The sequence below is a fragment of the Alkalihalobacillus phoenicis genome (assembly GCF_047302405.1).
Classification (GTDB): Bacteria; Bacillota; Bacilli; order Bacillales; family Bacillaceae_D; genus Alkalihalobacillus.
In genome coordinates, this window is sequence record NZ_CP154853.1 from 4,712,409 (window position 1) to 4,726,829 (window position 14,421).

Consider the following 14,421-nt stretch of genomic DNA (forward strand, 5'->3'; position numbering starts at 1 on the left):
TTTAGTTATTTCCCTCCTAATCCACTTGTAAGGTCCTTCAACCAATAATTAAAGTCAGCATACGTTTCTAAGGCAAATGTGAAAGTAACGAGTTGACTAATTTGTTGTTTACTATAAAAAGGGTTGAGCATTTTGTTGTACTTTTCCAATAATTCATTTTCATTAAAAGGTTGGTCGTGTTCACCTATGGCTGAAAAGACAGTAGCACTATGCTCCTTTCCATTATGCAAGTTAATTACCACTCGTGCAGGCCTTTGCTCAGGCAGCAGGCTCGTTAGATTTTTATCCTCATAAACACAAATTTTTGAAGCTAGCACCAAGAGGGATGGATCGAATAACACCGATTCATTATTTATTTGGTATAAATCTATTCCTTTTAACATGGTCGCTAGCATAAAAGGTATTGAAAATTTAGCTTCAAGTGGGGTCTTAGGTTGTTGTGTTTTGCACCGACTTGCTAGGCTATACGTATAGACTTCAATTTTTTCTATGTCGGTTGGTTCTAGATCAGACTCTTGTAAAATGGCCTGAAGGGCATCAAGTGCTGAGTGCGTAAAGCGGCAGGATGGATATAACTTAAAGTAGTTCTTTTCTATTAAAGGTGGTGTTAATAGTTCGTCGAATAGTCTTGAATGTTGAAATCCATTAGACATAATATGACTCCATAAATCTTCAACTACAGATAAAGAACTACGAAATCCATAAGACTGTAAATCTAGAGCTTCATAGGCTAAGTATGAGCCTATTCCAGTATATAAATTTCTTGCAGAGACCCCTTTTTCAGCAGCTTGCCAAGTTGTTGCGATTGGTAGTGTAGCTGCAAGCAGTGCGGTTTCAATGATATCTTCCTTGCTTTTATTAGCTAGTATACTTGCAGCCACGGCCCCTCCAACATTGCCCCATGTTCCATGTGGATGCATGTAATCTTTCATATTAGTTGCATATGCTAATCTAGAACTTGTTTCATAGCCTAATATAAAAGCTTTAATAAAATCTTCACCGGACGAACGATTGACGATAGCGCTTAAGTAGGCAGCAGGTAGAATATGTGCGGCGGGGTGACCTTTAGCAAATTGATTTCCTTCGTCTAATTCATTACTAACCATCGCTGTACCGTGGATAATGGCACTATTTATTTTGGTTGTAAAAGTATTGGTTCCTAAGATAGGGATACAACTTTCAGTGCTAGGTGTCTCTTTGCTTACATCTTTTATAAAGTTGATTATAGGTGACTCACTTGACACACTTTGTAAGACTGCTGCTAAAGAATCGAGAATAACCCATTTAGTACGTTCTATTGTGTTTGAAGTGAAATCATCGTAATCTAGAACATTTCTTAACATGTCGGTGAGCGATTTTGGCATCTGAATCCTCCTTGTATAATAATGATGAGGAGATTTTTGGAAAAAGAAAATATGAGATATTGGTAGCTTTAGAATGGACGTTAAAATTCGTATTTATATGAAAAAGTGTTTCAGGTACTGTGTTTATACAGTTTCTAGTGAGGTTAGTCTTAGTAGGTGTGTAGGTGTGGTGCTTGTTGGGCTGCTGAGCCTTTAATGAAGTTTCCGAATCCTGGATTCACGACAACCTTATTTCCATCATAAACTGTTGTCCCTCGAACTATTGTTTCTACGATTTTACCTTTAAGTTTTTTTCCATGAAAAGGTGTCATCTTTGAGTTGGATTGGAACTTAGTTTCATCAACTTCCCAATATTCATTTGGGTTTATTACGAAAAAGTCTGCATCATACCCTTCTGAAATTTTCCCTTTATTAGGAATGCTGAAAACTTCTGCGGGGTGTTGAGCCATGACTTTTGCAAATTGAACAGGACTAAGCTTTCCTTCAGAGACTATACTGTCATACATGAGAGGGACAATAATTTCTAATCCGGAAAGACCAGAAGCTGAACGGAAAATATTCTCGTTTCCAATTACTTTCTTTTCTTTTTCCCAAGGGGCATGATCAGATGAAATTAAGTCGATTTTTCCTGCTTGAAGGTGTTGCCACATACGATTTACATCTTCTGTTTCTCTAAGAGGTGGGTTCATTTTAGCCTTAGGGCCTTGTTGTTCTAAATCGTCAATATCAAGTAGTAAATAAGGGTAACAAGTTTCGCAGGTAACTTGAACACCTTGCTCTCTAAATTGTTGAATCAGATCGATTGTTCTTGGGTGACTAACATGAGCGATATGAAGTTTGGCATTTGTCCAATAGGCAAATTCCATTAGTTGAAGGACACTACTTGTTTCGGTAACAGGAGGTCTAGTCTCGGTATGAGCTTTTGGATATACCTTATTACTTTCTTGGTATTCTTGAATAAGTTGCTTAATGATCTCATCATTCTCTGAATGGAAAGCGACAACTAAGTCGACTTCATTTAATTTTTTCATAGCTTTTAATATCTCGTAATCAGGTATTTTTGGAAATCTGTACGGATCGGTTTCAAATGTTGACATCTTAAATGACATGGCACCAGCTTTTGCTAAATTAACAATTTCATCGGAGCCATTCCATTTCGAAATCGTTCCCCATAAACCAATATCGACGATTGCTTCTTTTTCGAGGAGTTCTACTTTTCGATTAAACTCTTTTACGTTATTTATTGGATTCGGTAAATCATATGGCATATCTAAGAAGGTTGTCACTCCACCAACAGCTGCTGAAGCACTTGTTTTGATAAAACCTTCTTTTGGGTTACTAAAACAGTGGACATGAACATCAATGGCTCCCGGAAATACGTAGTGGTTGCCATAGTCAATTTCTCTTTTTCCATGTAAAGGAAGATGTATAGGGGAGATTTTTTTGATCTTTCCTGATTGAACTCCGATATAAGAATGTTCCATCCTATCTTCTAAGACAACATTTCCTTTTATGACTAAATCAAAAGGTTCCATTGTTTGAGCTCCTTCTTTATAAGTATTTTTGAATTTGTTTAACGCTATCTAATAATTTATTGATTAATTCTGTTTGGTTCTTTTGGAGCATGCGCTCTCTCGGGCCTGCAATACTTAATGTAGCTACTGTGTAGTTATTTGCATCTTGAATGGGAACTCCAATGGCATAAACACCAATATCTAATTCTTCGTCTGATGTTGAGTACCCATTTTCTCTAATATCTGCAAGTTCTCGCTTCAGCTCTCCTTTATTCGTAATCGTTTTATCCGTATGCTTTTGAACGATATCCTTGTCGAATAATTCATCTAATACAGATTCATCAGCGTAAGCCAATAATGGTTTTGAAGAAGCCCCGCCGTAGAGAGGAATAATTTTTCCTTGCTCAGAAGATACATTTACTGGTTCATGAGATGAAACAACTTCGAGACTGACCACATTTAAGTCGGATCTGACCGTTAAAATGGATGTTTCACCTGTTTCTCGAGTTAGTTCCCGCATATAGGGTAAAGAAATTTCTGAGATTGAGCTATAAGATTTAACAATTGTAGCTAATTCTAAAAATCGATAGCCCAACCGATAAAATCCATTACTTTGTTCAGTAACAAAACCCTTTTCTTTTAAAACTCGAAGGTGCCGATATACTGAACTTGTCGGCTTATCAAGTAATTCTGCCATTTGTGGCACCGATAATTCTCTTTGATTAATTGTAAATAACTCTAATATCTCTAATGTTCTCTCTGCACTCATATATTTACCACCTTTAGCTATGTAGTTTCTCTAGTTTGGATAAGGAGAATAAACAATTTTAATAATTGATAATCAATTATCATTTTTTGTTAAGTTAAGGATAATAAAAATAATGACATTCGTCAACATAAAAGTTAGAATTTTTAGATTATTTAAAATGTGGGTAGGTTGGAGCAAAAATAATTAATCTCTAACTGAAGTTGAATTCATAATGTTTTTTTATAAAGAGTAGTTTTCACAGAGGGGAATGATTTGTAAAAACAGCATTTTTTAATTAACATTTTTGTTCCCTCTTAGCTATGATAGATTTTAAAAGCGTAGCTTACATACGTATAAAGATTTGATTATAATTAATTTATACAAAAAAGCTAAGATGGTGGGGTGCATGAATGAAGCAAAGTGAAGGGAAGATTATTTTAGAGCGTTTAGAAAAATTAATAGCTGACATGGGACTTAGTTCAGCTAATGCTGATAATAGTAGTTTAATAAATGAGTTACAAGAGATGTATAAACAAATAGATGAATTGGTTTATTTTGATTTTAGATATATTGTGGACCAAATTTATGATGGCATTTATATCTCAGATAGTGAGGGAAAGACTCTATATACAAATACAGCTTATAGTAGAATTACAGGAATTGATGCTAGTATTTTTAAGGATAAATATGTAAGCGATCTTATGAATTCTGGATATTTTACAAATGCTGTTACACCAGAAGTGATTAAAGAAAAGAAACAAGTCAACGCAATGGCTACTATACATAATGGTGTGAATGTATTAACGACTGGGAACCCTGTATTGGATGAGGAAGGTAACCTTAGAAGTGTTGTTGTTATTGTTAGAGAGATGACGGATTTGTTGAGAATGCAAAATGAATTGGCTATGACAAAGGAACGCATGTTGGCTGTTGAAAAAGATAAAATAAAAAATAAACAGGAAATTGAACATTTGAGAAAACTGAATTTTGAAACAAATTTTCTGGGAGAGAGTTATAAATTATCTAGTGTACGTACAATGATTCAAAAAGTAGCGGACCTTGATGTAACGGTCCTTATAACAGGTGAAACGGGAACAGGAAAGGAAGTTGTTGCTAATGAAATATATTCGCATAGTGAACGAAACGGGAGACCTTTTATTAAGGTGAACTGTGCAGCTATTCCTGCAAATTTATTAGAATCTGAGCTTTTTGGTTATGAAAAGGGCTCATTTACTGGTGCAGGGACAAAAGGGAAGATTGGTATGTTTGAATTAGCAGATAAGGGAACTCTTTTGTTGGATGAAATTGGAGAAATGCCGATAGAATTACAATCAAAATTATTAAGAGTTATTCAAGAAAAAGAAGTAACGCGTGTAGGTGGTAATAAACCGATTAAATTAGATGTAAGAATTTTGGCTGCGACAAACCGTGATTTATACGAACGTGTAAAAAAAGGTGAATTCAGAGAAGATTTATATTATCGATTAAATGTGTTTCCGATTTATATTCCCTCTCTAAGGGAACGAGAGGGGGATATTGAAGTGTTAAGTAATTATTTTTTAGATACTTATAATAAAAAGTATAATAAACATGTCGTTGTCGATTATGAAGGGATTGAATTGTTAAATCAATATTCCTGGCCAGGAAATGTTAGAGAACTGCAAAACATTATTGAAAGGCTGGTTATTATTTCGGAGACAAATACAATTGTTGATAATGACTTTATTAGAAAATCATTGAATATTAATCCAATAAATGTGAAGGATTTGGAAGTAGGGAGTAGTCTTAAAGAAATTGTACAAAAGGTGGAGAAACTAACGATTGAGAGAGCCTTAAAAAAGCATGGTAGTACTAGAAAAGTTGCTGCGGCATTAAAAATCAATCAATCAACCGTTGTAAAAAAGGCAAAAAGGTTAGGTATTAAGCTAAGTGATGATTAATATCATCAGAGACAGATGATTTTTTTCATCTGTCTCTGAAAGCGTTATCTTCAATAAACAAGTAGATATTATAAAAAAGTAGTGATGATAAATTTCATCGCTACTTTTTTTGTCATACATTAAAAGTTATTAAGTACGCTAATTTCAAGTTGGCACACTTCTTGCAATTAATTTAATTATAAATCATCAAAATGAGAAAGGAGGGTATTTTTTGAGCACCTTAGATCCGATGGCAAAGAAATATTTAGCATTATTAAACCAATCATCAGCATTTCAACCAATAGACCCAAAGGTAGCGAGAGAAATGTTTACACAAGCTCCACCTGCTGTTTTATCTTTAGCGGTTGAAGTAGAAGAGGTGCCTTTAAATAAGATTGAAGATACTCAAATTCCAGTCGGTGAAAGTTCAAAGATGAAGTTGAGAATATATACACCTCTTGGTGACGGTCCTTTTCCACTTTTTCTTTATTACCACGGGGGTGGTTGGGTTGTAGGGGATATTGAAATGGTTGATTTAAGTTGTAGGATGCTAGCAAATCAGACTGGATGTATAGTAATTTCAGTGGATTATAGGTTGGCACCTGAACATAAATTTCCTATTCCTTTACAAGATTCTTATGAAGCACTGAAATGGGTCGATAAAAACGCAAACTCAATAAATGGTGACGCATTCAAAATAATAGTTGGCGGAGATAGTGCTGGAGGGAATCTGGCGAATGCTGTATCGATGTTATCTAAAGAAAGGAAAGGTCCTAAGATTCTTTCTCAAATTCTTCTTTACCCCGTAACGAATATGACTTTTGATAGCACTTCCTATTTAAAATACCAATACGGGTTTGGACTGGATAGAGAGAAAATGATTTGGTATAGCGAACATTATATTAAAAATGAGTCTGATAAAACCAATAGATTTGTGTCCCCTTTACTGGCGGATGCTCTATCGAATCTTCCACCTACTTTGATTATTTTAGTAGAAAATGATGTTCTTCGTGACGATGGTTTTATGTATGCAGAACGATTAAACAAGGCTGGGGTTAAGGTAAGGGTGATTAGTGAAAGAGGTTTAATACATGCTTACTTTACAAATATGGTGATTTTTCAAGAACGAATTAAAAATACGGTGACTCATATCAAGCAATTTCTATTAGAAAATATAAAAAATCAATTTTAATTGGAGGACTAAGAAATGGATAAAGTGAAACAGTTAGACGCTGTCGTTGTAGGTGCTGGTTTTTCTGGATTATATATGCTTTATCGATTAAGAGAAGCTGGCTTTACGACTCGTGTATATGAAGCTGGTGACGGTGTGGGAGGAGTTTGGTATTGGAATCGTTATCCAGGTGCTCGTTGTGATACAGAGAGTATTCATTACTGCTATACATTTTCAGAAGAGCTTTATAAAGAATGGACCTGGTCTTCTCGTTACCCTGAGCAAGAAGAGCTATTAAGTTATTTAAACTATGTTGCAGATAAATTCCAATTACGTTCGGATATTCAACTAAATACTCGAGTGACAAAAGCACATTATGATGAAGAGTTGAATCGATGGATGATCTATACAAATGATGGAGAAATCATATCAGCTAAGTATTTTATAACGGGAGTTGGTTGTCTCTCTACTTCTAATATTCCTACTTTTGAAGGTTTAGATAGCTTTGGAGGAGAGTGGTATCATACAGGGAATTGGCCACATGAAGAAGTTGATTTTACTGGGAAGCGGGTCGGTGTAATTGGAACTGGTTCAACTGGTGTTCAAATCATTCCAACCATTGCAGATGAAGTTAAAAAGCTTACTGTTTTCCAAAGAACACCACAATACAGTGTTCCAGCAAATAATTATCCGTATAGTGCGGAGTTTATTCAAAAAACAAAAAGTAACTTTAGAGAAATAAAGCAGGCTCTAATTGATTCTCCAGCCGGTTTTATTGTAAAAGAGGGATTGCCTTCTGCTATTGAAGATACACCAGAAAATCGAGATAGAGTCTTTGAAGAAGCATGGGAAAAAGGGGGCGTGGATTTTCAATTTTCGTATAAGGATTTTACGACAAATCCTCATTCAAATAGAACGGCAGTTGAGTTTATCCACTCAAAAATTAAAGGAATTATAGATGAACAAGGGGTCGCTGAAACGTTACTTCCGCAATATTATTACGCTACAAAAAGACCGATCAAAGATTCTGGCTATTATGAAACTTACAACAAGGAAAATGTAGAATTAGTCGATGTGAAAAGTAAACCCATCATTGAAATTACTCCAAAAGGCATTCAAACAGAAAAGCAAGAATATGAGCTAGATAGTATTATTTTTGCCACTGGTTACGATGCGATGACAGGTGCTTTATTTAAAATGGACATTCGAGGTAGAGACGGAATTTCTCTAAAACAGAAGTGGAAAAACGGTGAAAAGGTTCAAACCTATCTTGGTATTGCCAATGCCGAATTTCCTAATATGTTTATGATAACTGGTCCGGAAAGTCCTTCTGTACTGACTAATATGCTTGTATCGATTCAACAACATGTAGAATGGATTTCAGGTGCACTTCAATATGCACGTCGTAATGAAATTGACTTATTGGAAGCAAAGAAAGAAGCAGAAGAAGGATGGAGTTCACACTGTGCAGACGTTGCATCAAAGACACTCTATGTCCAAACCGATTCATGGTACACCGGTTCAAATGTGGTAGGAAAACCAAGAAACTTCTTAATTTATCTTGGTGGACTTAAGAACTATCGAGAAATATGTAATAAGATTGCTGAAAAAGAATATGAAGGTTTTTCTAAGACAGTTATGAATACACCAACAAGTATCTAAACAACCATCATATTGAAATACTCAGATTACCAATAAAATTGAAAGTTAATCAAATGGAGAATGTGTTTATATTTGAATGGAGAGGTGAAGGAAATGTCTGAAAAGATCACATTTGCACCAATTAGTTATACAGGGTGGGGGGCTTTGACTCATCTATTGGGTGAAGTAGAGCGTTTTGATGTGAAGAAAATACTTATTGTAACAGATCCGTTCTTAAATAAAATTGGCTTAACAAATCAAGTTGCAGAACCTTTAAAAGAAGCAGGTTATTTAATTGATATTTATATAGATACGCTTCCTGAACCTCCTTTAGCGATTGGAGAAAAATTAGTGAAGTATACTCGTAACAATCAGTTTGAAATGGTTATTGGAGTTGGAGGAGGAAGTGCCCTTGATTTAACAAAACTTGCAGGAGTGCTAGTTTCTCATGAAGGGAATGTAGAAGATTATCTAAATTTAACGGGGACAAAGAAAATTTCCAAAAAAGGAATTCCGACTATCTTAATTCCAACCACCTCTGGAACTGGTTCAGAGGTGACAAATATTTCTGTTTTATCGCTTGAGTCAACTAAAGATGTCGTAACTCATGATTATTTGTTAGCAGACGTTGCCATTATTGATCCAGCTTTAACGACCTCATTACCACCTAATATTACAGCGTCAACGGGTATTGATGCATTAACACATGCGATTGAAGCCTATGTATCAAAGAATAGAAATGTGGTCACGGACGCATTAGCTCTACAAGCGATTCGTTTGATTGGTCAGTCTATCCGAAAGGCAGTTTCAAATGGAGAAAACAAGCAAGCGCGGATCGATATGAGTTATGGAAGCTACTTAGCTGGTCTTGCCTTTTTTAATGCAGGTGTAGCTGGTGTACATGCATTAGCCTATCCTATTGGTGGTCAGTATCATATAGCACATGGGGACTCGAATGCAGTATTACTCCCTTATGTTATGGGTTATATTCGTGAGAGTTGTGAAAAAGAGATGAAAGAAATTTACGATGCACTTGGTTTTAGCTCTGTTAACCTAACAATAGGTGAAGCATCGTATAAATGTGTGGAGGAATTAAGGAAATTAGTGAGAGATGTCAACATTCCTTCTACATTAAAAGATTTTAATATTCCTGAGGAGGGGCTCGATCGTTTAACGAGTGAGGCATTGAAGCAACAACGTTTATTAGCTCGAAGTCCAATTCCTTTATTAGAAGAGGACATTTATACAATTTATAAAGCTTCATTTAATGGTCAAATTGTTCAAAAAGAAGAAAAAGAAGAAGTGAAGGCCTACAAATCATAAATGAATTAGGTTATAGGAGATGAAATAAATGAAAAAGAAACTATACATTAATGGTGAGTGGATAGAGTCAGAAGAATATGCTGATTTATTTTCTCCATATTCAGGAGAGAAAATTGCAGAGGTTCCTCAAGCGTCTGAAGCACAAGTAGATGCTGCTATAGATGCAGCTTATAATACAAAGGAAGTAATGGAAGGACTTACATCTCATGAAAAATCAGAAATATTAAATAATTTAGTCCGGTTACTAGTGGAAAATAAACTGGAAGTAGCAAAACTTATTTCATTAGAATCCGCCAAACCGTTAAAGTTCTCATTAGATGAAGTAGAAAGAACGATTGAAACCTATCAATTTTCTGCAGAAGAAGCGAAAAGATTACACGGAGAAATGGTCCCTTTAGATGCAGCAAAAAATGGAGAAAATCGACTAGGGTATACAGTAAAAGAGCCAATAGGTGTAGTAGCTGCGATTACGCCATTTAATTTTCCGATGAATTTGGTTGCTCATAAAGTGGGTCCAGCGATTGCAGCTGGAAATACAATTGTGTTAAAACCAGCCTCTCAAACGCCGTTATCAGCTTATATACTAGCAGAAATGTTAGAGGAAGCTGGAGTTCCAAAGGGTGCATTTAATCTAATAACAGGAAGTGGAAAAAGAGTCGGAGAGCGATTAGTTAATAACGACAAGGTTAAAATGATTACTTTTACAGGAAGCCCAGAAGTAGGTATTGGGATCCGCAAGAAGGCTGGCTTAAAAAAAGTCGCCTTGGAATTAGGATCAAATGCGGGCCTCATAATCGACGAAAATGTTGATTTAGAGCAAATTGTACCAAGATGTGTGACTGGTGCGTTTTCTAATCAAGGTCAAGTGTGTATATCTCTTCAAAGAATTTATATTATGGAGAATCTGCTAAATGAATTTATGGAGAAATTTAAAAGTGAAGCAGAGAATTTAGTATTAGGTGATCCTTTAAATGTAGGAACGGATCTTTCAACATTGATTTCTAAAGGGGAAACAGAAAGAGCAAAAGGCTGGATAGATGAAGCTATTAAGGAAGGAGCTAGAGTAATTACCGGAGGCGAAGTGGTCAATAACATTTTGTTACCGACCATTTTAGTTGATGTAGATGAAAGTTCTAAAGTGTCATGTCAAGAAGTGTTTGCACCAGTTGTGATTGTTCAACCGATTAAATCAGTAGATGAAGGTATTGAATTTATTAACAATTCAAGATTTGGATTGCAAGCAGGAATTTTCACAAATGATATTCATACAGCTTTTCGTTCTTCTAAACAACTTGAGGTTGGCGGAGTCATGATTAATGATATCCCTACTTATCGGGTCGATCAAATGCCATATGGCGGTATTAAAGAAAGTGGGAATGTGAGAGAAGGGATAAAATATACACTTGAAGAGATGACAGAGTTAAAATTAGTCGTTTGGAATCAAACAATAAGCTAATTGTATATACCTCTACTAACCTATCTTTTGGCTAATCATTAAAAGGTTAGTAGAGCAACCATTTGTCATGTTGGTGGCGAAGTTGATATTAAAGAAATATTTATATGAATGAAAGATCGAAATACTAATATTTTTTGAAAACGTTAACAAGTTAAGTTCTAGAAGTTTACGAAATGACGACAAATGATAATCAAATGAGAGGGGTTTTAATTATGTTTTCTGCAATAATCCGTTTCTTTGATTGAACGATTCAACGCTACCTGCCAGATTCACTAGTGATTGCTTTTATTTTTACTATATTCGTTTTTGTTCTTAGTGTAACACTAACAGAATCGACTCCAGTAGATATTATGGTTTATTGGGGGGATGGTTTCTGGAATTTATTAGCTTTCACGATGCAGATGGCACTTATTGTAATAACAGGGTATATCTTGGCTAATACACCGATAATCAAAAGTGTATTAACTCGTTTAGCATTATTTGCACACACGCCCGGACAAGCTATTATACTTGTAACTCTTGTTGCTATGTTTGCATGTATGATTAATTATGGATTTGGTTTAGTCATTGGAGGATTGATTGCTCAGCACGTGGTGAAAGTAGTGCCGAAAGTAGATTATCGAATACTAATCGCCTCTGCTTATAGTGGAATTCTTGTTTGGCATGGTGGCTTATCTGGATCGATTCCTCTTACGATTGCCACTCCAGGACATTTCTTAGAAGAACAAATGGGTGTTATCCCAATTAGCGAAACTCTGTTATCACCTTATAATATTTTCATTATGCTCTGCTTAGTTATCACTTTACCAATTGTAAATTATTTAATCCTGAAATCTACCGATATCAACCATACAATTGACCCCACTATATTAAAAAGTTTTCATAACCATAATGAAGAAGCGGCTACGACTTCTGTTTTAGAAAGAACACCTTCCGAATGGATTGAAAATAGTAAGCTCCTTCCTTTGTTAATTGGGGGCGTAGGTTTAGTATTTGTTATTTATTATTTCTTTCAAAATGGACTTGATTTAAATATAAACATAGTGAATTTTTCCTTCTTATTTCTAGGTATTCTTTTACACAAAACACCAAGAAGATATCTGTCTGTTTTGAGCGATGCAACTAAAAATGCTGGTGGGATCATTATACAGTTTCCTTTTTATGCTGGAATTATGGCTATGATTGTTGGCTCCGGCCTCTCTGATAAACTCGCTGTATGGTTTATCTCTATATCTACTGATTTTACATTTCCATTATTCACATTCTTAAGTGCTGGTCTTATTAATGTATTCGTTCCATCCGGGGGAGGTCAGTGGGCAATTCAGGGGCCAATCGTTATTCAAACAGCTGTAGAATTAGGCGTAGAACCTGCAAAAATAGCAATGGCTGTTGCTTGGGGTGATGCATGGACAACAGTTATACAACCGTTTTGGGCTCTGCCCTTATTAGCAATTGCTGGTTTAAAAGTTCGAGATATAATGGGCTTTTGTATTATTATTCTCTTCTGGGCTGTTATTCCAATTTCAATAGGTATGTTGTTCTTTTAAAGAGATGTGGCAGATGCGCTGTCGGATGTTAATTTACTAGAAACAAACGAAAAAGCATCCTCACAGCGAGGATGCTTTTTCGACATAAATCGGGTGGCACCTGTCGAATTCACTATCTAACTTTCAAAATGATTTTCCCTTTCGCCCTTCCAGACTCCGCATATTCCATCGCTTTTTGAGCTTCTTCAAATGGTAAAACTCTATCAATGATAGGTTTGATTTTACCAGACTCAATATAGGTTGCTATAGTACGTAATTGCTCTCCGCTTGGCTTCATAAACAAGAACGTATATTGAACATTATGCTTTTTTTCAAGGGCCGTAAGTTTATGACTGGCTAGTGAAAACAACATCGTTTTAAAAAATCCGGAACCGTATTCTTTGCCAAAACGAGCATTCGGTAGTCCCGAAACGGAGACAATTTTTCCACCGTCTTTTACGACATCGAATGATTTTTCGAGTATTTGGCCTCCAAGTGTATCGAATACGGCATCATAATTTTTTAGGATCTCCTCAAATTTCTCTGTTTTGTAATTAATCATTTCATCTGCACCGAGGGATTTTACTAAATTCTCACCAGCTTCACTGGCCGTTGTTGCCACCGTGGCACCCATTAATTTAGCTAGTTGAATCGCAAAGGTTCCGACACCACCAGATCCAGCATGAATTAAAATCTTTTGTCCTTTTTGTAAGTGCATTATGTCATGTAAGGCTTGATAGGTCGTTAACCCAACAAGGGGGATTGATGCGGCTTCCTCAAAGCTCAAATTTTTAGGTTTTAAGGCGATGTCGTCTTCATGAACGGAGATATATTCGGCAAAAGTGCCGATATTACTCTTACGTGGGCGTGCATATATTTCATCACCCACTTTAAAACGAGTCACTTTCGCTCCAACCTTGACCACAACACCGGAAAAGTCATTTCCTAAGATAAGAGGCATTTTATAATTAACTAACAATTTCACTTTCCCATCACGTATCTTAAAATCAACAGGATTAATGCTAGCTGCATGAATTTCTGCGAGCACCTCATATTCCTTCATTTCAGGTGTGGGCATTTCTGCCATCCGCACGGGGACTTTCCCATATCGATCAATAACCATTGCTCTCATATTAATTCCTCCTAATAATGTTTGTTTATATTTCTTCATTTTCGTAAAAGTTCGTCATCAAAGTTTCAATATCCAGCACAAGCGTTTTTAATAACCCTAATTTTGTCCGTACATTAATAGAATAAAAATTTTTTGTCCCTTCTTTACGCATTAAAATAATACCAGCCTCTCGCAAAATCTTGAGATGGTGGGATACAGCAGGCCGAGAAAGGTGTGTTTGTTCAGTGATTTCCCCAACCCGTAATCCTGATTGACAATCCGTTCCCATTAACACTAACAAGATCGATTGACGTGTTTCATCACCAATCGCCAATAGTACCTTTTGTGAATTTATAAAATCCTCTTTGATCCTATCTAACTGATCCTGTTTATTCATTTTATTAATACCTCCAATTATTCGACAGGTGACAGTGACTTGTCGAAAAGATTAGTCTAACTGTTTAAGTTGATGAACGATATTGATGAATACAACAATATACGATTGCTGTATTCGGTGCAATATTGAGAAAGCAAATCGAGACGAATCACATAATAGAAGAGGACTTTTACAATATAATTAATTTTTTTTTTAAGAAAGTTATCCCTGTTCGCGAGCAAATATAAAGAAAGCCCCACTAACGAATAGAG

General features: G+C 35.7%; 11 protein-coding genes. 6 read left to right on the forward strand and 5 right to left on the reverse strand.

Features of this window, described 5'->3' with window-relative positions; all coding sequences use genetic code 11:
* Positions 1 to 5: 5 nt before the first annotated feature.
* From AA0017_RS22065 to AA0017_RS22075, 3 genes are all read right to left on the reverse strand, one after another.
* Complete coding sequence (locus tag AA0017_RS22065; protein WP_413378068.1) at positions 6 to 1,364, reverse strand: MmgE/PrpD family protein; 1,359 nt, start codon at positions 1,362 to 1,364, stop codon at positions 6 to 8.
* A gap of 149 nt (positions 1,365 to 1,513) precedes the next feature.
* Positions 1,514 to 2,899, reverse strand: a complete 1,386-nt coding sequence (locus AA0017_RS22070; RefSeq protein WP_413378070.1) for a dihydroorotase — start codon at positions 2,897 to 2,899, stop codon at positions 1,514 to 1,516.
* Positions 2,900 to 2,915: 16 nt separating this feature from the next.
* The gene (locus AA0017_RS22075) at positions 2,916 to 3,647 is read right to left on the reverse strand and encodes an IclR family transcriptional regulator (protein ID WP_413378072.1); all 732 of its coding nucleotides are present in this window, start codon (positions 3,645 to 3,647) and stop codon (positions 2,916 to 2,918) included.
* Positions 3,648 to 4,036: 389 nt separating this feature from the next.
* Between AA0017_RS22075 and AA0017_RS22080 the strand changes: the two genes are divergently transcribed.
* From AA0017_RS22080 to AA0017_RS22105, 6 genes are all read left to right on the forward strand, one after another.
* Positions 4,037 to 5,566, forward strand: a complete 1,530-nt coding sequence (locus tag AA0017_RS22080; RefSeq protein ID WP_413378074.1) for a sigma-54 interaction domain-containing protein — start codon at positions 4,037 to 4,039, stop codon at positions 5,564 to 5,566.
* A 211-nt stretch (positions 5,567 to 5,777) separates the two neighbouring features.
* A complete protein-coding gene (locus AA0017_RS22085; RefSeq protein ID WP_413378076.1) occupies positions 5,778 to 6,737 on the forward strand; it encodes an alpha/beta hydrolase in 960 nt (319 codons plus the stop codon).
* 15 nt (positions 6,738 to 6,752) lie between these two features.
* A complete protein-coding gene (locus AA0017_RS22090) occupies positions 6,753 to 8,378 on the forward strand; it encodes a flavin-containing monooxygenase (protein ID WP_413378078.1) in 1,626 nt (541 codons plus the stop codon).
* Positions 8,379 to 8,471: 93 nt separating this feature from the next.
* Entirely contained in the window at positions 8,472 to 9,680 is a 1,209-nt protein-coding gene (locus tag AA0017_RS22095) for an iron-containing alcohol dehydrogenase (protein ID WP_413378080.1), read from the forward strand.
* Between the two features lie 28 nt (positions 9,681 to 9,708).
* Entirely contained in the window at positions 9,709 to 11,136 is a 1,428-nt protein-coding gene (locus AA0017_RS22100) for an aldehyde dehydrogenase family protein (protein WP_413378082.1), read from the forward strand.
* Between the two features lie 275 nt (positions 11,137 to 11,411).
* Positions 11,412 to 12,683: a short-chain fatty acid transporter gene (locus AA0017_RS22105; protein ID WP_413378084.1), complete on the forward strand. Its 1,272-nt coding sequence runs from the start codon at positions 11,412 to 11,414 to the stop codon at positions 12,681 to 12,683.
* Positions 12,684 to 12,795: 112 nt separating this feature from the next.
* Here AA0017_RS22105 and AA0017_RS22110 read toward each other — a convergent pair whose 3' ends face one another.
* Together AA0017_RS22110 and AA0017_RS22115 are read right to left on the reverse strand one after the other, a co-directional pair.
* Positions 12,796 to 13,794: an NADP-dependent oxidoreductase gene (locus AA0017_RS22110; RefSeq protein WP_413378086.1), complete on the reverse strand. Its 999-nt coding sequence runs from the start codon at positions 13,792 to 13,794 to the stop codon at positions 12,796 to 12,798.
* A gap of 25 nt (positions 13,795 to 13,819) precedes the next feature.
* Complete coding sequence (locus AA0017_RS22115) at positions 13,820 to 14,179, reverse strand: ArsR/SmtB family transcription factor (protein ID WP_413382777.1); 360 nt, start codon at positions 14,177 to 14,179, stop codon at positions 13,820 to 13,822.
* Between the last annotated feature and the right edge of the window lie 242 nt (positions 14,180 to 14,421).

Bases quoted from the DNA above. Each gene is read 5' to 3' on its own strand.
- AA0017_RS22065 (WP_413378068.1), bottom strand. From the start codon at position 1,364: ATGCCAAAATCGCTCACCGACATGTTAAGAAATGTTCTAGATTACGAT.
- AA0017_RS22070 (WP_413378070.1), bottom strand. From the start codon at position 2,899: ATGGAACCTTTTGATTTAGTCATAAAAGGAAATGTTGTCTTAGAAGAT.
- AA0017_RS22075 (WP_413378072.1), bottom strand. From the start codon at position 3,647: ATGAGTGCAGAGAGAACATTAGAGATATTAGAGTTATTTACAATTAAT.
- AA0017_RS22080 (WP_413378074.1), top strand. From the start codon at position 4,037: ATGAAGCAAAGTGAAGGGAAGATTATTTTAGAGCGTTTAGAAAAATTA.
- AA0017_RS22090 (WP_413378078.1), top strand. From the start codon at position 6,753: ATGGATAAAGTGAAACAGTTAGACGCTGTCGTTGTAGGTGCTGGTTTT.
- AA0017_RS22095 (WP_413378080.1), top strand. From the start codon at position 8,472: ATGTCTGAAAAGATCACATTTGCACCAATTAGTTATACAGGGTGGGGG.
- AA0017_RS22100 (WP_413378082.1), top strand. From the start codon at position 9,709: ATGAAAAAGAAACTATACATTAATGGTGAGTGGATAGAGTCAGAAGAA.
- AA0017_RS22110 (WP_413378086.1), bottom strand. From the start codon at position 13,794: ATGAGAGCAATGGTTATTGATCGATATGGGAAAGTCCCCGTGCGGATG.